General features: G+C 57.7%; 15 protein-coding genes. 13 read left to right on the top strand and 2 right to left on the bottom strand.

Annotated elements, in window-relative coordinates:
- Positions 1-55: 55 nt before the first annotated feature.
- Both CMN55_RS08585 and CMN55_RS08580 read right to left on the bottom strand, forming a co-directional pair.
- Complete coding sequence (locus CMN55_RS08585; protein ID WP_366931997.1) at positions 56-1669, bottom strand: phosphoenolpyruvate carboxykinase; 1614 nt, start codon at positions 1667-1669, stop codon at positions 56-58.
- 178 nt (positions 1670-1847) lie between these two features.
- Positions 1848-2567, bottom strand: coding sequence for a HugZ family pyridoxamine 5'-phosphate oxidase (locus CMN55_RS08580; protein ID WP_293949373.1), 720 nt, complete (start codon positions 2565-2567; stop codon positions 1848-1850).
- Positions 2568-2769: 202 nt separating this feature from the next.
- Here CMN55_RS08580 and CMN55_RS08575 point away from each other — a divergent pair, with 202 nt between their 5' ends.
- The 13 genes from CMN55_RS08575 (at position 2770) to addA (ending at position 19548) form a co-directional block, all read left to right on the top strand.
- A complete protein-coding gene (locus CMN55_RS08575; RefSeq protein ID WP_366932012.1) occupies positions 2770-3468 on the top strand; it encodes a response regulator transcription factor in 699 nt (232 codons plus the stop codon).
- A gap of 21 nt (positions 3469-3489) precedes the next feature.
- Positions 3490-5169, top strand: a complete 1680-nt coding sequence (locus CMN55_RS08570; protein WP_293949371.1) for a sensor histidine kinase — start codon at positions 3490-3492, stop codon at positions 5167-5169.
- 23 nt (positions 5170-5192) lie between these two features.
- Entirely contained in the window at positions 5193-5624 is a 432-nt protein-coding gene (locus tag CMN55_RS08565; RefSeq protein ID WP_293949370.1) for an HPr kinase/phosphorylase, read from the top strand.
- A gap of 1 nt (position 5625) precedes the next feature.
- Positions 5626-6504, top strand: coding sequence for an RNase adapter RapZ (gene rapZ, locus CMN55_RS08560; RefSeq protein ID WP_293949369.1), 879 nt, complete (start codon positions 5626-5628; stop codon positions 6502-6504).
- A 49-nt stretch (positions 6505-6553) separates the two neighbouring features.
- Positions 6554-6958, top strand: a complete 405-nt coding sequence (locus CMN55_RS08555; protein ID WP_293949368.1) for a PTS sugar transporter subunit IIA — start codon at positions 6554-6556, stop codon at positions 6956-6958.
- A 7-nt stretch (positions 6959-6965) separates the two neighbouring features.
- On the top strand, positions 6966-7262 hold the full coding sequence (locus tag CMN55_RS08550; RefSeq protein WP_293949367.1) for an HPr family phosphocarrier protein: 297 nt from the start codon (positions 6966-6968) through the stop codon (positions 7260-7262).
- Positions 7263-7423: 161 nt separating this feature from the next.
- A complete protein-coding gene (gene ahcY, locus CMN55_RS08545; RefSeq protein WP_293949366.1) occupies positions 7424-8719 on the top strand; it encodes an adenosylhomocysteinase in 1296 nt (431 codons plus the stop codon).
- Positions 8720-8898: 179 nt separating this feature from the next.
- Positions 8899-10998, top strand: a complete 2100-nt coding sequence (locus CMN55_RS08540; RefSeq protein WP_293949365.1) for an ATP-binding protein — start codon at positions 8899-8901, stop codon at positions 10996-10998.
- Positions 10999-11006: 8 nt separating this feature from the next.
- A complete protein-coding gene (gene tsaE / locus CMN55_RS08535; RefSeq protein ID WP_293949364.1) occupies positions 11007-11492 on the top strand; it encodes a tRNA (adenosine(37)-N6)-threonylcarbamoyltransferase complex ATPase subunit type 1 TsaE in 486 nt (161 codons plus the stop codon).
- Positions 11485-12447, top strand: coding sequence for an aminoglycoside phosphotransferase family protein (locus tag CMN55_RS08530; protein WP_293949363.1), 963 nt, complete (start codon positions 11485-11487; stop codon positions 12445-12447). The genes tsaE and CMN55_RS08530 overlap by 8 nt, the downstream gene beginning before the upstream one ends.
- Positions 12444-13172 carry a nucleotidyltransferase family protein gene (locus tag CMN55_RS08525; RefSeq protein WP_293949362.1) on the top strand — a complete coding sequence of 243 codons (729 nt, stop codon included), beginning with the start codon at positions 12444-12446 and terminating at the stop codon, positions 13170-13172. The genes CMN55_RS08530 and CMN55_RS08525 overlap by 4 nt, the downstream gene beginning before the upstream one ends.
- Entirely contained in the window at positions 13172-16162 is a 2991-nt protein-coding gene (addB, locus tag CMN55_RS08520; protein WP_293949361.1) for a double-strand break repair protein AddB, read from the top strand. Before CMN55_RS08525 ends, addB begins: the two co-directional genes overlap by 1 nt.
- Entirely contained in the window at positions 16159-19548 is a 3390-nt protein-coding gene (gene addA, locus CMN55_RS17170; RefSeq protein WP_366931996.1) for a double-strand break repair helicase AddA, read from the top strand. The genes addB and addA overlap by 4 nt, the downstream gene beginning before the upstream one ends.
- Positions 19549-19567 lie beyond the last annotated feature (19 nt).

Below are 19567 nucleotides of genomic sequence, written 5' to 3'. Positions count from 1 at the left end.
GAAAAAGCCCCGCCACCTTGATGGTGGCAGGGCTGTTATTCATCGTCCGTCCTGCTTATGCGCTTTTAGGGGCGGATTGCAGCACGTCTTCATCCACATAATCGGTGAATTGTTCAAAATTTTCGATAAAGCGGGCGACAAGATCACGCGCCTTGGCGTCATAGGCGTTCTTGTCCGCCCAGGTGTTGCGCGGATTGAGAATGTCCGACGGGACGCCGGGGCAGGATGTGGGCATGGCAAGGCCAAAGAACGGGTCTTTCTCCGTCTCCACCACTGCCAGCGTGCCATCGAGGGCGGCATTTACCAGGGCGCGTGTATGCGCGATGGGCATACGGTGGCCCGTGCCATATTCACCGCCCGTCCAGCCGGTGTTGACCAGCCAGCAGTTGACGCCATGCTTGGCGATCTTTTCGCCGAGCAGCTTGGCATAGACAGCCGGATGACGCGGCATGAAGGGGGCGCCAAAGCAGGTGGAGAAGGTTGCCTGCGGCTCATTGCCGAGGCCTTTTTCCGTACCGGCCAGCTTGGCTGTATAGCCCGACAGGAAGTGATACATGGCCTGTTCCGGCGTCAGTTTTGAAATGGGCGGCAGGACGCCGAAAGCATCGGCGGTCAGCATCACCACATTGGCCGGATTTCCGGCAACGCCGGTTTCAGAGGCGTTCGGAATGAACTCGATCGGATAGGAGGCGCGGGTATTTTCCGTATAGCGGTTGTCATCCAGATCCAGCTCGCCGGTTGCCGGGTCCATCACCACATTTTCAAGAACGGTGCCGAAGCGACGCGTGGTCTCGAAAATTTCCGGTTCCGCCTCTTGCGACAGCTTGATCACCTTGGCGTAGCATCCGCCTTCGAAATTGAACACGCCGTCGTCTGACCAGCCATGTTCATCATCCCCGATCAGCATCTTGCTGGCATCGGCGGACAGGGTGGTCTTGCCGGTGCCGGAAAGGCCAAAGAAAACGCTGGACGCGCCATCGCCGCCAACATTGACAGAGCAATGCATGGGCAGAATGCCTTTTTCAGGCAATAGATAGTTCAGGATGGAGAAGACGGATTTTTTGATTTCCCCGGCATAGGATGTGCCGCCGATAATCACCAGCTTCTCGGCAAAATTCGGCAGGACGAAAACTTCGGACCGGGTGCCATCCACTTTCGGGTCGGCCTCGAAAGAGGGGACCTGCAGGATGGTGAATTCGGGTTTGAAATCCGCCAGCTCCGCAGGATCCGGCTGTATAAACATGTTGCGGGCAAAAAGATTGTGCCAGGCGCATTCGGTAATGATCCGCACGGGGAGACGGTTACCGGTGTCGGCGCCCGCATAGCAATCCTGGATAAAAACATCCCTGCCGGTCAGATACTCCTGCATTTTCTTGTGCAGGCCGCCGAATTTTTCGGGCGCAATGGGCTTGTTGACCTTGCCCCACCAGATATTCTTCTCGCTGCCCGGTTCCTGCACGATGAATTTGTCATTGGCGGAGCGGCCGGTATGCTGCCCGGTCAATGCGACGAGCGGCCCGCCTGCAGCGATGGAAGCCTCCCCCCTCCGGATTGCCTCCTGATAAAGGGCGGGCGTCGACAGGTTCCAATATGCCCTGCCAACCTTTTCCAGGCCGTTTGTTTCCAGCCCGAAACGGCTTTTATGGTGTCCCAATTGCTCCACGTTCATGTCTCCACTGCTATATTTGAGGGGCCCTTCAAAAGGCTTTCATTACAGAATAATGGGGGCAAAATAAAGGCGCAACCAATCTATCGCGAAAGCGACCCCCAATCAGAAATTATTCCCTGTCGGGCGGATCAGTTGATCCGATACGGGGAAAATTACCATGGAGGAGCTGAAATTTTAGTTAATTTCGGATCTTTTTCAGCAGGTGGATCATCTGGATTCGCATCTCTTCGGCGCTCAGGGCGGGTTTTTCAAACAGAAGACGTTCGTAATTCCATCCGCTGCGGAAATCCATTCCCTCTTCATCCAGACCACAGATTTCCCATTCGCCGCCGATCTCGGAAACCGAGGAGACAAGCTCCTGCACGGCATTGGCATGGTCCGAATTCATGTGATCCATGACGCCATTTTCAACATCGGCATCATCCAGCGCCTCAGGGCCAAGAATAAATTCCGGGGCATCCACCCAATGAATATCGCCAAATCCGGCGACCAGATGGCCGCGGGCCACATTGACACGGTACAGCCTGAAATCCTTGAACTTCGAATACATCCGCGCAGAGGGGAAGCGACGGACATACCGTTCCAGCAGGCGGGCATCATCAATTACCTCGGCGGTGCCTTGTAACGACACGCGGGAGAGCGTGAGCGGGTCGCGGCCCTTCGGATCTTCCGCCACCAACAGGGATATCGCCGGGTCTTTGGCAATATTCTGTCCATGAACCGCCATGTCGGACAGCAGCAGGAGCGGGCGGCCCAACGGATCCGTTGCCATCAGGACAAGAGAGGTATAGGCGCTGCCATCCTCGGCCATGCGGGTGCCCAGGGACACGGTGGAGGCTTTTCTGATCAGGCCGCGAATGTTGCGGACGCGGATTTCGGATTTGGATAAGTCAGTCATGAGCCAGTAATTGCGAATAATTATCAAAAGCGCAAGAAAGAAATTTCATCTGCGGTAATTTCGTTGTTATCGAGGAGATTTATTTCCCTAATAACTGCCGTTTTCGGCCTTGGACATGCAATTGCCTTATTTTGATTAAATGTAATGCAAAGAACAGCGACAGATCATAAAATAGGGTGATGACATGACTCTGGGGACTGATATGGCCACAAAGGTTGCTCTGGTCGATGATGATCAGAATATTCTCACCACCGTTTCCATTCTGCTGGAAAGCGAAGGGTTTGAGGTGGACAAATATTCGGACGGTGAAGAAGCGCTGAAAGGCCTCGCGGAAAATCCGCCGGACCTTGCTGTCCTTGATATCAAGATGCCGCGCATGGACGGAATGGAGCTGTTGAACCGTCTCCGCCGGACCAGCAGCCTGCCGGTTATCTTCCTGACGTCGAAGGATGACGAGATTGACGAGTTTCTCGGGCTGAAGATGGGCGCCGATGACTATATCCGCAAACCCTTTTCCCAACGCCTTCTGGTGGAGCGCATCCGCACGGTGCTGCGCCGACACGGGGTGGCGAAGGAAAGCAATGGCGAGGTGGAAGAGGATGTGCTGATGCGCGGAAAGCTGAAGCTTGACAGTATCCGCCACGCCTGTTTTTGGGATGGCAAGGAAGTCACGCTGACGGTGACCGAATTCATGCTGTTACATGCCCTTGCCCTCCGGCCCGGCCATGTGAAAAGCCGCGATCAGCTTATGGATGCGGCCTATGATGACAATATCTATGTGGATGACCGGACGATTGACAGCCATATCAAACGGTTACGCAAGAAGATCAAGTCGGTTGATTCCGAATTCTCAGCCATTGAAACACTCTATGGCGTTGGGTACCGGTTCAAGGAAAAATAAGCCCGGAGCTGTTCCTATTCTATGAACGCAGAAGCGAAGCCCTATGTCGGAAAATCCGTACCGGACATAAAAACGGAAAAACGGGAAAAGGAAAAGGTGCAGAAGGTCCGGCGCGGGCCTTTCTCTTCCCTTGGTCGCCGGATCATGGCGATCAACCTGTTTTCCGTTGTCTTTCTGGCGGGCGCCATTCTGTATCTGGATCAGTTCCGCGATGGCCTGATCGAGGCACGCTTCCAGGCACTGACCACCAACGGGCGGATGATTGCCGGCGCCTTGGGCGAAGCGGCGCTTCAGGAGGTGTCAATTGATGGGCAGGTGCAGTCCCTGACACTTGATTCGCCCCAGATAAAACGGGTGCTGCGGCGCCTTTCCATCATCACCAGCACCCCGGCGCTGCTGTTTGACCGCGAAGGCATACTGATTGCGGACAGCCGCAGGCTTATCTCGGCGGGCCGAAATATTGTTTCCGAGGAGTTGCCGCCGCCCGAGGTGAAAAGCCCGGTCCGCCTGTTTTTCGAGGAACTTTATGACGGTTGGGAAAAGCTTTTTCCCGACAAATATGATTATCCGATTTTCCCGACGAATCCAGTCCCGAGCGGGGCGGATTTTCAGGAAATCGGGGTTGCCATCAATGGCGATAATGCCCGCATGACCCGGCAAACCCAAAAGGGGGAGCTGATGCTCTCCGTATCGGTGCCGGTGCAGGGATTCAAGCATATTCTCGGCGGGTTGCTGTTGACGGAAAATGGGAATGGCATCGATGATGCGGTGCGATCCGCACAGGTCACGACGCTGATCGTTTTTGCCGTGACCCTGGTAATCACGCTGCTGCTGTCACTGTTTCTGGCGCGGACCATCGCGGCGCCCATTCACATGCTGGCCGAAGCGGCGGACAAGGTGCGGCGCGGTATCGGACGGCGTATTGTCATTCCGGATTTTTCCAAACGGAAAGATGAGATTGGCGATCTCTCCACATCGCTCCGGGCGATGACGACGGCGCTGTATGACCGGCTTGACGCCATCGAGGCCTTTGCCGCAGACGTGGCGCATGAGCTGAAAAATCCGCTGACCTCTCTCGGGACGGCGGTGCAGGCGTTTGAGCGGGTAAAGGATGAGGCAACGCGCGAGAAGTTACGCGCCGTTATTTCCAGCGATGTGAAACGGCTGGACCGGCTGATTACGGATATTTCCGCCGCCAGCCGGATCGATGCAGAGCTGTCCCGTTCCGAAGGAGAGCCGGTTGATCTGGTCAAGCTGATTGAAGGGGTGCTGGACAGCTACCGGACGACGCAGATGTTCTCATCGCTGTCATTCGATTTTGACCGTCCGGCGGATCCGATTGTGATCAATGGGTTGCCGGGCCGCATCGGACAGGTGATGCGGAATCTGGTTGATAACGCCATTTCCTTCTCGCCGGAGAATGGACATGTCGTGATCCGCCTTGTTTCACGTGAAACAGGGGTGGAGCTGACGGTGGAGGATGACGGTCCGGGCATACCGGAGAACAAGCTCGACGCCATTTTCAGCCGGTTTTATACCGAACGTCCGAAATCGGAGGGATTCGGCCGTCATTCCGGCCTCGGTCTCAGCATTTCCCGGCTGATTATCGAGGCGCATGGCGGCAGCATTACCGCGCGCAACCGATGTGATGAAAAGGGCGTGATCAAGGGCGCCACCTTCCTAATAAAGTTGCCAAAATAGGGTGGCTGACGTACCTTCGGCGCATGATCAGATGTCATGCGAGTTCCGTTGAAATCGACGGCAGGGGTGTTCTGTTGCGGGGGCCGTCGGGAGCCGGAAAGTCCGACCTTGCCCTTCGTCTTGTGGACGGTGGCGGACGGCTGATCTCCGATGATTATACAGACATTCATGTCGCAGACGGCAAGGCGCTGCTGACAGCACCCGCCGAGATTTGCGGCCGAATCGAGGTGCGCGGTTTTGGTCTGATGTCTCTTGAGGCCATCTCCGACATTCCCCTGGCGCTGGTTGTTGATCTGATGTCTCATGACAGGATTGACCGGATGCCCGAGCCGGACACCGTGGCTTTTGAAGATGTCATGGTGCCGCGCCGGGCAATTGACCCGTTCATGGCATCGGCCCCGGCGATCATTCGTCTTGCCCTTCGGCAGGACCCGTTGCTGACAGGATATGAGTGACATGAATACGGCGCATCCGGTGCCAAATCAGGTGGTTATTGTCTCGGGGCTGTCAGGCGCCGGGAAAAGCACGGCCCTGCACCAGTTTGAAGATATGGGATGGGAAGTTGCGGACAATATTCCCTTGTTTCTGCTGACCAAGATGGTGGAGGAAGCGGGCCGGGGCGGCGGCGTCAATCTGGCCATCGGTGTCGATCTGCGGACACGGGGCTTTTCAACCGAGCAGGTGCTGGAGGTGATCGGGGAGCTGCGCGCCGCCGGGAACAGCCCCGTGCGGCTGCTGTTTCTTGATTGCGATGAGGCCGTTCTGCAGCGGCGCTTTACGGAAACGCGGCGCAAACATCCGCTGGCGTCCGACCGCCCTGTTGGCGACGGTATCCGCCAGGAAATTCAGCGGCTTGCCGGGCTCAAAAGCGCGGCCGATGTGCGTATCGACAGCACCAACCTGTCCTTACCGGAGTTGAAACGCATCCTGACCGGGTTTTTCAGCCTGCAACGCATGGCGCGCCTTAATGTTACGGTCATGTCCTTTTCGTTCGTAAACGGCATCCCAAGAGAGTCGGATCTGATGTTTGATGTTCGTTTCCTGCAAAACCCGCATTACATAGCCAATCTTCGCCCCCTGACGGGGCGGGATCGGGAGGTGGTGGCGTATGTTTCGGCCGATCCCGCCTATGATGAGTTCATGGCGCAGGTTGAAAGGTTGATCCTGTTTCTGCTGCCGCGCTATGTGGAAGAAGGGAAGTCCTATCTGACCATTGCCTTTGGCTGCACGGGCGGGCGGCATCGTTCTGTGTGCGTTGCAGAAAAAATCCATGACCAAGTTGCAAAATCCGGCTATTTTGCAAATCTTGCGCATCGGGATCTGCCCGAGGCATAAGACATAACGCGATATAACATAGACCATTTCAATAAATAACGGGGGCGATATGATCGGAATGGTGCTGGTGACCCACGGGCGGCTGGCGGAAGAGTTCGTCAATGCGACGGAACATGTGGTCGGACCACAAACCCAGGTGCGCGCCATATCCATCGGACCGGATGACGATATGGAGCAGCGCCGCCAGGATATCCTGAGCGCGGTTGCAGAGGTTGAAAGCGGCGCCGGTGTTATCATTCTGACCGACATGTTTGGCGGCACGCCGTCCAATCTGGCCATCTCGGTGATGGACAAGGCGAATGTCGAGGTGATTGCGGGCATCAACCTGCCGATGCTGATCAAGCTGGCCAGTGTGCGCGGGGATGACAATATGCCGAATGCTGTTGCCGCCGCTCAGGAATCAGGCCGCAAATATATCAATGTCGCGTCGCATTTGCTGGCCAGCAAATCCTGAAATGTCCATGCCCCATACCCCCATAAAAGGGCCTGTGACCGTGAAGCGTGAGCTTGTTATCTGTAATGCCCGCGGGCTACATGCCCGGGCGGCGGCGAAATTCGTCAAATGCGCCGAGCAGTTTGATGCGGATATTCTCGTGACCAGGGGAGAGAATGAAGTCTCCGGCATTTCCATCATGGGGCTGATGATGCTCGCGGCCGCCAATGGATCGACCATCTCCGTCTCCGCTTCCGGCCCTGACGCCGAAAAGGCGCTTAGCGCCATTTCCGGGCTCGTCTCTGACAAATTCGGGGAAGAGTGAGGCGCTCTCGACATCAGCACCGAGAAATTCTTATAATGATATAAGTATTTCTTTATATCGCTATTGATAATGTAAGGCGGGGTTGCTATACAGTCAGCCAATAGGCCAGCCCCGCGGGGCGGGCGCTCCGCTATGTTCAGAAAGAAGGCGAAAGATTTAACATGACGAAATTTGATGACTTCAAGGTTGCGGATATGTCGCTGGCCGACTGGGGGCGCAAGGAAATTGCCATTGCCGAGACTGAAATGCCCGGCCTGATGGCGCTGCGCGAGGAATTTGGAAACAGCAAGCCGCTGAAAGGCGCGCGCATTGCGGGCTGTCTGCATATGACGATCCAGACGGCGGTGCTGATCGAGACGCTGACGGCCCTCGGCGCGGAAGTGCGCTGGTCCTCCTGCAATATCTTTTCGACGCAGGATCAGGCCGCCGCGGCCATTGCCGCCGCGGAAATTCCGGTATTTGCCTGGAAGGGCATGACCGAAGAAGCCTTCAACTGGTGCATTGTTCAGACAATCGAAGGGCCGAACGGCTGGCGTCCCAATCTCATCCTCGATGACGGGGGTGACCTGACCCATATGATGCATGCGGATTACCCGGAACTGCTCGCCGATGTCCGCGGACTGTCGGAGGAAACCACCACCGGCGTGCACCGGCTTTATGAAATGGCGAAGGCCGGGACCCTGAAAGTTCCGGCAATCAATGTCAATGACTCCGTCACCAAGTCGAAATTCGACAATCTGTATGGCTGCCGCGAAAGCCTCGTCGATGGCATCAAGCGCGCAACGGATGTGATGATTGCGGGCAAGGTTGCCGTAGTCTGCGGCTATGGCGATGTGGGCAAGGGATCCGCCGCGTCACTGCGCAGCCAGGGCGCCCGGGTGCTGATCACCGAAATTGACCCGATTTGTGCGCTGCAGGCGGCAATGGAAGGCTATGAGGTGGTGCATCTTGATGATGTCACGAAACATGGCGACATTTTCGTCACCACCACCGGCAATATCGACGTGATCACCCTCGATCACATGCGGGATATGAAAGACCGGGCGATTGTCTGCAATATTGGTCATTTCGACAGCGAAATCCAGATCGGGGCGCTGCGCAACTACACCTGGCACAATGTCAAGCCGCAGGTGGATGAAGTCGAATTCCCCGATGGCAAGCGGCTGATCGTTCTGGCGGAAGGGCGTCTGGTCAACCTCGGTTGCGCGACCGGCCATCCGAGCTTTGTGATGAGCGCGTCTTTCACCAATCAGGTGCTGGCACAGATCGAACTGTGGGAACGGCACGAAAAATACAAGAATGAAGTCTATGTGCTGCCCAAGCATCTTGATGAGAAGGTCGCGCGTCTGCACCTTGGCAAACTTGGCGCAAAATTGACCGAACTCAGCGCGGCGCAGGCGAAATATATCAGCGTTCCGCAGGCCGGTCCGTTCAAGCCGGACCATTACCGTTACTAGGCCTCTGGCAGTCTGAAACGGCGACATTGAGAGAAATGGCTGGCGGGGCTATCCCTCCGGCCATTTTTTTTCTATTCTTTGACGCATCTACACACCAAGAGGGTGGCGGAGATATCACAATCGGCGCCATAATGGTGGGGATGCAAGGGGGATACAGATAAGGCCATGTACCGACAGGTATGATAGAAGAATTCACTACAACGCAGCTCATGCTTTTCTGGGTGCTGTCGCTGGCGGTTGTCGGCTTGTTGATGGCGGTCTATGTGATGCGGAAAAAGGCACTGTCGCTGCTTGCGCAGAGTGACGGCGATAGCGAGAAGCTGCGCGCGTCCGGGCGGACGATTGATGCCCTGAAAGCGGAACGTGAGCAGCTTGGCTCCGATATCATCTCGCTTAAATCCGCCCTTGCTACGGCCCGCGAGGAGCGGGACAGCTTTATCGAGCTGCTCGATGCGGCGCCGATTCCGATCTGGCGGCGAGACCAGAATTCGAAAATCATCTGGCAGAACCGCAAATATAAAGATGTTGTCGAGCTGGAAGAGGGCACGGAACAGGTTCCGGAGCTTGCCTCGAGCCGTGATCCGGATCAGGCGCGCAAACTGGCGACAAAGGCGCGGGTCACCGGACTGACACAGAGCGAGACACGCCGATATATCGTGGATGGAGACAGGGTGAGTTTCCGGATTGTTGAGACGCCGCTTGAATTTGATAACGAACTGGCGGGGTATGCCCTGGATACGACGGCAGAGGCGGAGCTGGCGGCGGAATTGAAACGGCATGTGGACGGCCATGCCGATGTTCTGGAAAATATAGGGACGGCCATTGCCATCTATGGGCCGGATCAGCATCTTGAGTTTTTCAATCAGGCCTATGCCAAGCTTTGGCGTCTGGGCAATGATTTCCTCTATGCCAAGCCGACATTCAGCGAAATTCTCGACAAGCAGCGCGAATTGCGCCGTCTTCCGGAACAGGCGGACTTTGCCTCCTACAAGGAAAAACGCCGGGCTCTTTTTACCAATGTGATCGAAACCCGTGAAGAGCTGGTGCAGCTTCCTGACGAGACAGTTCTCAGAACGATCATCACGCCGCATCCTTTTGGCGGGCTTTTGTTCCTGTTTGAGGATGTGACGGACAAGGTGGCGCTGGAGCGGGCGCGCAACACCCAGATTGCCGTGCAGCGGGCGACGCTTGATAATCTCTATGAAGGGGTGGCGGTGTTCGGTTCCGATGCGCGACTCAAGCTGTTTAATGCGGCCTACTGCGCCATCTGGGAACTGGATGATGAGTTCCTGCGCGGTGAGGTTCATATCTCGCAGCTTATCGATAGGCATATCGAGAAAACGGGAGAAAGCTGGCCTGCGGAGCTGCGCGAAAAATATATTGCAAATGTCACCCGGCGCGATGCGGCGAGCGGACGGCTGGAGCAGCCGGGCGGCACCATCATTGATTTCAACCGGGTGCCGTTGCCGGATGGCAATGTCCTCTTCACCTATGTCGATGTGACCCATGAACTCCGCGCGCAGCGGGCGCTTCGGGAGCGGAATGAGGCGCTGGAAGCGGCGGACAGGATGAAAACCGAATTCGTGGCAAGCGTCAGCCATGAACTCCGAACGCCGCTCAATACCATTATCGGCTTTGCCGAAATTCTGGTGAAGGAATTTTTCGGTCCTCTCAATGACAAGCAGGCGGAATATGGCAAGGGGATTCTCGACAGCTCCGGCCATCTTCTGTTGCTGATCAATGATATTCTCGACATGGCGAATATTCAGGCCGGGCGGATGGAACTCGAAAAAGCGCCCGTCGATCTGCAGACGGCGCTTCAGAATGTGGTTGCCATGGTGCAGGAGCGGGCGGCAAGGCGGCATCTGGAAATCCGCACCGAGATTGATCCCGATATCGGCCTTGTCGAGGTGGATGAACGGCGCATTAAGCAGGTGATTTTCAACCTGTTCAGCAATGCCATCAAATTTACGCCCTCCCGGGGGGAAATTATTCTTGCCGCGCACAAAACGGCGGACAGCTTTGTGATATCCGTGTGTGACAATGGCAAGGGGATTGCTGAAGATCAGGTCGCGCATATCTTTGAACGTTTCACAAAAGGCGATACGACCAAGCAAAACGCCGGTGCCGGCCTTGGCCTGTCGCTGGTCAAAAGTTTTGTCGAGCTGCATGGCGGATATGTGGAGCTGACCTCCCGCGAAAATGTCGGCACAACAGTTTTCTGCCATCTGCCGCTTTCCGTTGCCGTCGCTGAAAAGGCGCTGGCGAATAATTCCTGACGGTGGGCATGACAGACTCAGTTATCTTCCGCTTTCCCGCGGCCTCCCTATCGGAAACCTCCCGCCTGGCCACCGCTTTGGCCGGGGTCTTGCGGCCCGGAGATGTTATTGCTCTCGGCGGTACGCTGGGCGCAGGGAAGACGGCTTTTGTCCGGGCGTTGGTGCGGGCCCTCGCTGGGCAGGAAATTGACGTGCCAAGCCCGACATTCAACCTGCTGCTGACCTATGATTTTCCCGACTATTGCCTTTATCACTATGATCTTTATCGGCTTGAAAGTCCGGAAGAGGCGTTGGAGCTGGACATTGACGAAGCGTTCGATTACGGGGTTTCCCTGATTGAATGGCCGGACCGGCTCGGCCGGTATCTTCCCGCGGGTCATCTTCGGATCGACATTACGGTGATGGAAGACAGCGGGTCGCGCCTGTTCGAATTGACGGGGGATGAAAGCTGGCGTTCACGCTTTATGACACTCGAGGAGATTCTTGGTGCGTGACAACCTGATCGTCCCCTTCCTCAAATCGGCAGGATATGCGGGGGCGGAATTGAGACCGATTGCCGGGGATGCCTCCTCCCGCAGCTATGCCCGGTTCTGGACGGATGCGGGCAGCCTGATCCTGATGGATGCGCCACCGCCCGAAAATGTTGGTATATTTGCCGATATGGCGACCGCGCTGCGCCTGCGTGGCTATAGCGCCCCCGAAGTCATGGCCGAGGATCGGGAAAACGGCCTGTTGCTGCTGGAAGATCTGGGCGATGATATTATCGCCCGGCTGATTGAAAAGGGCGCTCCGGAGGAGGCGCTTTACCGCCTTGCCGTCGATTTTCTGGTTGATCTTGCCACCTTGCCGCCGCCCGAATTTCTGCCTGACTTTTCAGACGATTATGTCATGGCGCAAAATGAGATGTTCCTCGATTACTATGTTCCGGAAAAGCTTGGCACGCCCCTGTCCGCCACGGCGCGGGAGTTTTACAGCGATATCTGGCGCAATCTTCTTCCGCGCCTGCATGTCGGACCGAAAGTGATGCTGCTTCGGGATTTTCATTCGGAAAACCTGCTGTATCTGAAAGATCGCGAGGGCGTGAAAGCGCTTGGTCTGCTTGACTTTCAGGATGCCCTGAAAGGGCCGCCCGCCTACGATCTCGTCTCGTTGTTGCAGGATGCCCGCCGTGACGTGAATTACACACTGGCCGAGGAAATGATATATCGCTATCTCGACCGGACCGGGCTGGAGGCGGACGCCTTTCGTTTGTCTTATGCGGCTCTCGGGGCGCATCGGGCATTGCGCATCATGGGAATTTTCATCCGCCTTGCGAAAGAAAAGGGTAAGCCGCGATATCTGGAAATGATCCCCCGGATGCGCGGGTATCTTGCCGCCAATACCGCGCATCCGGGGTTGTCAGCCTTGCAAAACTGGCTGTTGCTGACGGTCGGGGAGGGGAGAGCATGAAGCCATTACCGGAAATTGACAATATGCGGGCCATGATATTGGCGGCGGGGCTAGGCACGCGGCTTCGTCCCATTACGGATGTCACCCCGAAACCGCTGGTCAGGGTGGCGGGCCGGGCGCTCATTGACTACTGCTTTGATCTTCTGCGAATGGCGGGCATCCGGCAGGTGGTGGTCAACAAACATCACCTCGGTGACCAGATTTCCGACTATCTCTCGCATGTGACCGGCTTTGATTTTGCAATCTCGGATGAAACAGAGGCCCTTCTTGAAACCGGTGGCGGTGTTAAAAAGGCGCTCCCCTTTCTGGGCGCGGATCCGTTTTTCGTGCTTAACTCGGACGTGATCGTTCGTGACCGGGCGGACAGTTCCCTCCAAGTGATGCATGATCGCTGGGACGACCGTGAAATGGACGCGCTTCTGTTGCTGCATCCGGTGGAAACGGCGGTTGGCTATGCGGGAAGCGGAGACTTTCACCTGGAGGAAAGCGGGCGGATCAGGCGGCGGCGCGAAGGGGAAACGGCGCCGTTTCTTTTCACCGGCGTGCAGCTTCTTGATCCGGGGCTGTTTGCCGGGACGACGATGGATGCCTTTTCCCTTAACGTGATCTATGACAGAGCGCTGGCGGCCGGACGGCTTTACGGGCTTGTCCATGACGGGGAATGGCTGCATGTGGGAACGCCCGATGCGGTGAGTGAGGCAAGCCGGAGGATTGGCGGGAACTAATGCCGGACAGGAAACGCAAGCCGCAGGTTTTCAACATTCCGCCGGAATACAGTTTTGTCGATGTGCTGGCGCGGGAACTGCTGCGGCGCCATGGCGCCAGGTCTGCGGATTTGAGCGATGTGACCATTCTTACCACAACGCGTCGCGCCGCCCGGGCCTTGCAGGAAGCGTTTCTGAGAGAGACGGCGGGAAAACCGCTGATCCTGCCGCGGATGCGCCCGATCGGCGATGTGGAGGAGGATGAGCTTCTGCTGGAAAGTGAGCTGGGCGTTGAAGGTGTGGGGGAAACCCTGCTCTCCCTGCCGCCGGCCATTGACCCGATGCGCCGCCAGCTTTTACTTGGCCGTCTGGTTCAGGCCCGGACGGACGGGGGGATGGGAATTGCCGAGGCAGCAGGCCTTGCGGCGGCGCTGGCCCGGCTTCTTGATCAGGTTCAGACGGAAGGGCTGGATTTGAAGGACCTTGAAAATCTGGTGCCATCGGAATATGCCGAGCACTGGCAGGTCACCCTTCGCTTTCTGGAAATACTGAGTGTCAACTGGCCTGCCATCCTGTCCGCAGAAGGCGCCATTGATCCGGCGCTTCGCCGGGATTTGCTGTTGCGGGCGCAGGTGCGCCATTGGCAGGAAAGGCCGCCAAAGGGCCCTGTCTATGCGGCTGGCTCCACCGGATCAATCCCGGCGACGGCACTGCTCCTGCAGACAGTGGCGGAGCTTGAAAACGGGGCAATCATCCTGCCGGGTCTTGATCGACATCTCGATGATAAAAGCTGGCAGGCGGTGCAACAGGATGCGACCCACGCCCAGCACGGCCTGTCTTTATTGCTCGAACGGATCGGTGTAACCCGGGATGATGTGATCGACCTTGGGGATGAAAACGCGCTTTCATCCTCACCCACGCGGATGCAGTTTCTGGCGGAAGCCCTGCGCCCTGCCGCCACCAGCGACCAGTGGCAGGCGGCAAGCAAACCGGACATGTCGGCGCTTGCAGGGGTACGCCTGCTGGATTGCGAGAATGCCCAGAGCGAGGCGCAATTCATCGCCCTGCTGATGCGCGAAGCCTTGGAAACGCCTGAGAAAACGGCGGTTCTCATCACGCCGGATCGCGATCTGTCTCGCCGTGTTGGGGCGGAGTTGCGTCGCTGGAATGTAGAGGTGGATGACAGCGCCGGGATCAGCCTTGCCCAGTCGCCACCGGGTGTGTTTCTGCGGCTTGCGGCGCGGATGATTGAAAGCGAGGCGGAGCCTGTTGCCCTGCTTTCCACCTTGAAGCATCCTCTCGCCACATTTGGCGGAACGCCTGACGTCTTCCGCCGTTATGTGCGTGATCTGGAGATGACCGTTTTGCGGGGACCCCGGCCCGCGCCGGGCTTTGATGGCATTGCCCGCGCTCTTGACCATAGTGAGGCGATTGAGGAAATGAAAGGCTGGTTTGGTGGCCTTTGTGATCTTGCGGCCCCGATCGAGCGATTGTCCCGCGAGAAAAGCGTTGATTTCAAAGAATTTCTGACCGTTTTTATCCGTTTTGCCGAACAGCTTTCCACAGTGGAAGAAGAGAAGAACTCTGCCCTCTGGCACGGCAGTTTCGGAGAGGCGGCGGCAAACTTTCTCTCCGAATTGCTCCGGGCGGCGGATGTGCTGGATGATTTTAGCCCGGCGGCCTGGCCGGAGCTTCTCGATAATCTCATGCTTGGGCGGATGGTCCGCCCGCAATATGGCCTGCATCCCCGGCTTCGCATCTGGGGCCCGATTGAAGGGCGGCTTGGCCGCGCCGGTCTTGTGATCCTTGGCGGCCTCAATGAAGGAAGCTGGCCGCCGGATGCGGGCAGTGATCCGTGGATGAGCCGCCCGATGCGCCAGAAATTCGGCCTGCCCCTCCCGGAACAGAAAATCGGCCTGTCCGCCCATGATTTCCAGCAGGCGTTTGGCGCGGCGGAGGTGGTGATGACCCGCGCCGCCAAGGTGGATGGCACACCGGCTGTCCCTTCGCGCTGGCTCTTGCGGCTGGAAACATTGCTCGCCAAGTTTGATCTCTCCCTTGATAAATCAGAGGCGTCGCGCATTCTGGGCTGGCAACGGCAGCTCGACCAGCCGCAGGACTACGCGCCCGTCCTCGCCCCGCGCCCGACGCCGCCGGTTGCCGCCCGCCCGCGCCGTTTGTCCGTGACTAGAATAGAGAAATGGATCAAGGATCCTTATTCAATCTTTGCCGAACAGATCCTGAAGCTCGCCCCACTCGACGATATCTCCATGGATCCGTCCGTTGCTGACCGGGGCACCTTCATTCATGCGGCGCTTGAGAATTTTATCAAAGCATATCCGGACCGGATGCCAACGGACGCACGCGAAAAACTGATCGACTTCGGCCGCGAGGCTTTTGGGGATGCGCTCAGCTATCCGGCGGTCTGGGCCTTCTGGTGGCCAAAATTTGAGCGGGTCGCCGACTGGTTCGTCCGCTTCGAGACGGAGCGGCGCAAAAAATATAAACCCTTCAGGACCGAAGCAAAGGGGGTTGTTGCACTAGCGGCGCCTGAGGCGGAGTTTATTCTAAGCGGCACGGCGGACCGGATTGACAGGACGCTCGCCGGAGATAGCTATTCGATCCTTGATTACAAGACCGGCGCGCCGCCGTCGGTGACGGAGGTGACAACCGGTGTCGCGCCGCAGCTTGCCCTTGAGGCCGCGATGCTTGCGCGTGGCGCATTTCCGGATATTCCACCGGCTCCGGTCACGGAACTTGCCTATGTGCAGTTGAATGGACTAGACCCGGCCGGAAAATTCACCAATGCGGGCGGCGCAAAATCCCCTCCGGCGGAGGAGCTGGCCGAGGCGGCCTATGAGGGCCTGCAACGGCTGATTGCGCAGTTTGACCGGCAGGCCACGCCTTACCTGAGCCTGCCGCGCCCGGATCTGCCCTATCGGTTCAATGAGTATGAGCATCTGGCCCGTGTCAAGGAATGGTCGAGCGGTGAAGAGGGGGATGGGGAATGAGCCATAATGCGCTTGTCGAAGACGGGATTGCGCGCCAGAAGCGGGCGGCCGACCCGGCCAGCTCCGTCTGGGTGTCCGCCTCCGCCGGATCGGGCAAAACGCGGGTGCTAGTGGAACGCTGCCTTCGTCTGATGCTCGCCGGGACGCCGCCTGAAAAAATTCTCTGCATCACTTTTACCAAGGCCGCGGCGGCGGAGATGTCGAACCGGCTGAACGGCATACTCGGCGGCTGGTCTGTTATGGATGAGGAGGCCCTGGATAAAAGTCTTGTCGATCTTCTGGGCCGCGTGCCAAAAGACCGGGAGCGGGTGTGGGCGCGCCGTCTGTTTGCGAGCGTCCTGGACGCGCCGGGCGGGCTCAAAATCCAGACCATCCATTCCTTCTGTGAATCCGTCCTTGGCCGGTTTCCGCTGGAAGCCCGGCTTACGCCCAATTTTGAAGTGATGGATGAGCGGACGGCCGATGAAATCATGCAGATTGCCCGCGATGATACTTTGTTTGCCTGCCAGCGCCCTGAGAATGTCGCGCTGGGGGAGGCGCTGGGCCTGATCAGCGAAAAGGTAAATGAACAGGATTTCGCAAAGCTGCTGAAGATCGTCAGCGGAAAGCGCAGCCGCTTTCTCGGCCTGCACCGGCGCTTTGGGGGCATGAATGCGGTGATCCTTGCGCTGGCAGACAAGATCGGCATTGATGCGGAGGAAACGGAAGCGCATCTCATCGNCCGCGNCNGTAACGAGACGNTNTTNAATGGNGCTGCGCTGCGCNGGGCTGTGGATTACCTGNTGATGGGAACGGANACNGACGTNAAAAGGGCGGAAAAGATGGCGTCCTGGCTCCGTCAGCCGGACCAGCGGGCGGAATTGATGGAGGATTATTTTTCGGCATTCCTCACTCANAAGGAAGAAATCCCAAANCGTCTGGCNACCAANANTGTCGCCGAAGCCTGGCCGCCGATCCTTGATGTGCTGCAGGAAGAGGCGGANCGGCTTGTTGTGCTTCTGGAACGNATTAAAAAGGCGCGGGTGCTGGCCTCNACATCGGCGCTGCTGCGGCTCGGCTTTGCCNTGATTGATCGGTATGAAGCGGAAAAGGCGCGGCGNGGGCGCCTTGACTATGANGATCTGATCCTGAAAACCCGCGATCTGCTGACCGGTGAGGATGTGACACCCTGGGTCATGTACAAGCTCGATGGCGGGATCGANCATATCCTTGTNGATGAGGCGCAGGATACAAGCCCGGAGCAATGGCAGGTGATCGCCGCCCTGGCGGAGGAGTTTTTCTCNGGNNTNGGCGCNGTGGANNTGGANCGCACGCTTTTTGTCGTGGGCGATGAAAANCAGTCCATCTANTCCTTTCAGGGGGCGGACCCGGCGACATTCGATGTGATGCGNAAACGATTTNANGAAAAGGCNGGTGCNGCCGCACGGGAATGGCGCAACGTCCCCCTCGACCTTTCTTTCNGNTCNACGGAGCGGGTGCTCGATCTNGTGGACCGGGTTTTTGAGCCGGTCGAGACCCGCCGAGGCCTCACCTCGGCGGGGGANGAGGTCCGGCATCTTGTCCGCCGTATGGGNGCCGCGGGGCTGGTCGAAATCTGGCCNACGGTCAAACCGCCGGAAGTAACTCATCCCGATCCNTGGGANATGCCNGCGGCGCAGTCTCCNGACGGCAANCCNGCGGCGGAACTCGCCCGTCTNATCGCGAGCCAGATCAGCCACTGGCTGAAGAGCGGTGAGNTNCTAAGCGCCACCGGNCGCGCCATCGCGCCGCGNGACATCATGATATTGGTGCAGAAACGCAACGCCTTTTTCTCGGCCATGGTGCGGGCACTGAAGCTNGCGGATATTCCGGTNGCGGGCACNGACCGGATGGTNCTGACGGATCAGCTTGCNGTGATGGATCTGATGGCGGTCGCAAAATTTGTCTTGCTGCCGGAGGATGATCTCAACCTGGCCGTTGTGCTGAAAAGNCCCTTTGTCGGATGTGATGATAACCAGCTTTTCGAGCTTGCCTATGGCCGNAANGGNAGCCTNTGGCGNGCCCTTNGGGAAAACAAAACCGGNNTTTCNCTGTTTGAGACCGCGCGGGGCTTTCTGTCCGATCTCCTNGCCCNTGCCGATTTTGTGCCCGTCTATGAATTTTTNGCNGATATTCTGGGGCGGCTCGGNGGGCGGCGNAAGCTGCTGCGTCGTCTGGGNCAGGAGGCGGCGGAACCGNTNGANGAATTTCTCTCCCTCGCNCTTGCCTATCANCGGACGGAAGCAAGCTCGCTNCAGGGGTTTTTGCACTGGATCGAGGCCGGNGCNGCCGAAATCAAGCGTGATATGGAGCAGGGACGGGANGAGGTCCGCGTCTTGACGGTTCATGGCTCAAAGGGNCTGCAGGCGCCGATTGTTTTCCTGCCCGATACCTGCCAGGGGTCACGCATGGATCAGGCGGTATTCTGGACGGAAGAGGAGACGGCNTTCCCCNTATGGCCCGTGAAGTCGATAAANGATGATCCGCTGACCGCCAGAATGCGGGAAANTGCAAAAGAACGCCAGCTTGATGAGAAGAAANGNNTGCTTTATGTGGCCCTCACCCGGGCGGAAGACCGGCTTTATATCTGNGGNTGGGAGGGNNNNAANAAGCGNCCCGCGGATTGCTGGTACGANCTGATTGATCCGGCCTTCGGNGANGGNGTTGAGGAGGTGGCGCTTCCCTGGGGANAGGTGGCGCGACGCTGGTCAAGCGGGGNAATTGGCGAGATNGTACCNGAAAAGACGGAAAATAANACCATAATGGTGCCNCTTCCAGCATGGNTCNCCGAGAAAGCNCCAGATGAGCCGGTCCCGCCCCGACCCTTGACCCCGTCGCGTGATGANGATGAAACGGCGAGCAGNTCTCCCCTNGGNGANGATGGGGGCGGGCGCTTTCATCGCGGCTTGCTGATCCANCGNCTNCTNGANATATTGCCCTCCATTGAGCCGGAAAAACGGGAGCANGCAGCGCGGCTATGGCTGGCGCGGCCGCTGCATGCGCTGGATGNGGCGCGGCAGACAGAAATTCTGAAAGAGACGCTGNCTGTNATNAANGATCCCGAATTTGCNGCCATATTCGGCCCGGGCAGCCTTGCCGAGGTGCCGGTCAGCGGNGTNTTNGATGGACGNGTCATGTCNGGCCAGATAGACAGGNTGCTGATTGGCGAGANGGAAATACTGATNATTGATTACAAGACAAACCGCCCGTCNCCGCGNGACATCAAGGAAGTTCCCGCCTTATATATAAGNCAGATGGCNCATTACCGGCGGGCGATGCAGGACATGCATCCCGGNAGAGATGTCAAATGCGCATTGCTGTGGACAGAGGGCCNGCATCTGATGGTCCTGCCGCCGGAATTTATGTGACCTTGTTCACTTGACGTTA

Origin of the sequence: Sneathiella sp., assembly GCF_002694385.1 — a bacterium.
Classification (GTDB): domain Bacteria; phylum Pseudomonadota; class Alphaproteobacteria; order Sneathiellales; family Sneathiellaceae; genus Sneathiella.
Note: the sequence above shows the minus strand (reverse complement) of the source record. Positions and strands in the feature narration are given on the sequence as shown.

Coding starts and splice junctions, on each gene's coding strand:
- tsaE (WP_293949364.1), top strand. CDS start 11,007: ATGACAGACTCAGTTATCTTCCGCTTTCCCGCGGCCTCCCTATCGGAA.
- CMN55_RS08540 (WP_293949365.1), top strand. CDS start 8,899: ATGATAGAAGAATTCACTACAACGCAGCTCATGCTTTTCTGGGTGCTG.
- CMN55_RS08570 (WP_293949371.1), top strand. CDS start 3,490: ATGAACGCAGAAGCGAAGCCCTATGTCGGAAAATCCGTACCGGACATA.
- CMN55_RS08565 (WP_293949370.1), top strand. CDS start 5,193: ATGATCAGATGTCATGCGAGTTCCGTTGAAATCGACGGCAGGGGTGTT.
- CMN55_RS08525 (WP_293949362.1), top strand. CDS start 12,444: ATGAAGCCATTACCGGAAATTGACAATATGCGGGCCATGATATTGGCG.
- rapZ (WP_293949369.1), top strand. CDS start 5,626: ATGAATACGGCGCATCCGGTGCCAAATCAGGTGGTTATTGTCTCGGGG.
- addB (WP_293949361.1), top strand. CDS start 13,172: ATGCCGGACAGGAAACGCAAGCCGCAGGTTTTCAACATTCCGCCGGAA.
- CMN55_RS08585 (WP_366931997.1), bottom strand. CDS start 1,669: ATGAACGTGGAGCAATTGGGACACCATAAAAGCCGTTTCGGGCTGGAA.
- CMN55_RS08550 (WP_293949367.1), top strand. CDS start 6,966: ATGCCCCATACCCCCATAAAAGGGCCTGTGACCGTGAAGCGTGAGCTT.
- CMN55_RS08580 (WP_293949373.1), bottom strand. CDS start 2,567: ATGACTGACTTATCCAAATCCGAAATCCGCGTCCGCAACATTCGCGGC.
- ahcY (WP_293949366.1), top strand. CDS start 7,424: ATGACGAAATTTGATGACTTCAAGGTTGCGGATATGTCGCTGGCCGAC.
- CMN55_RS08555 (WP_293949368.1), top strand. CDS start 6,554: ATGATCGGAATGGTGCTGGTGACCCACGGGCGGCTGGCGGAAGAGTTC.
- CMN55_RS08575 (WP_366932012.1), top strand. CDS start 2,770: ATGGCCACAAAGGTTGCTCTGGTCGATGATGATCAGAATATTCTCACC.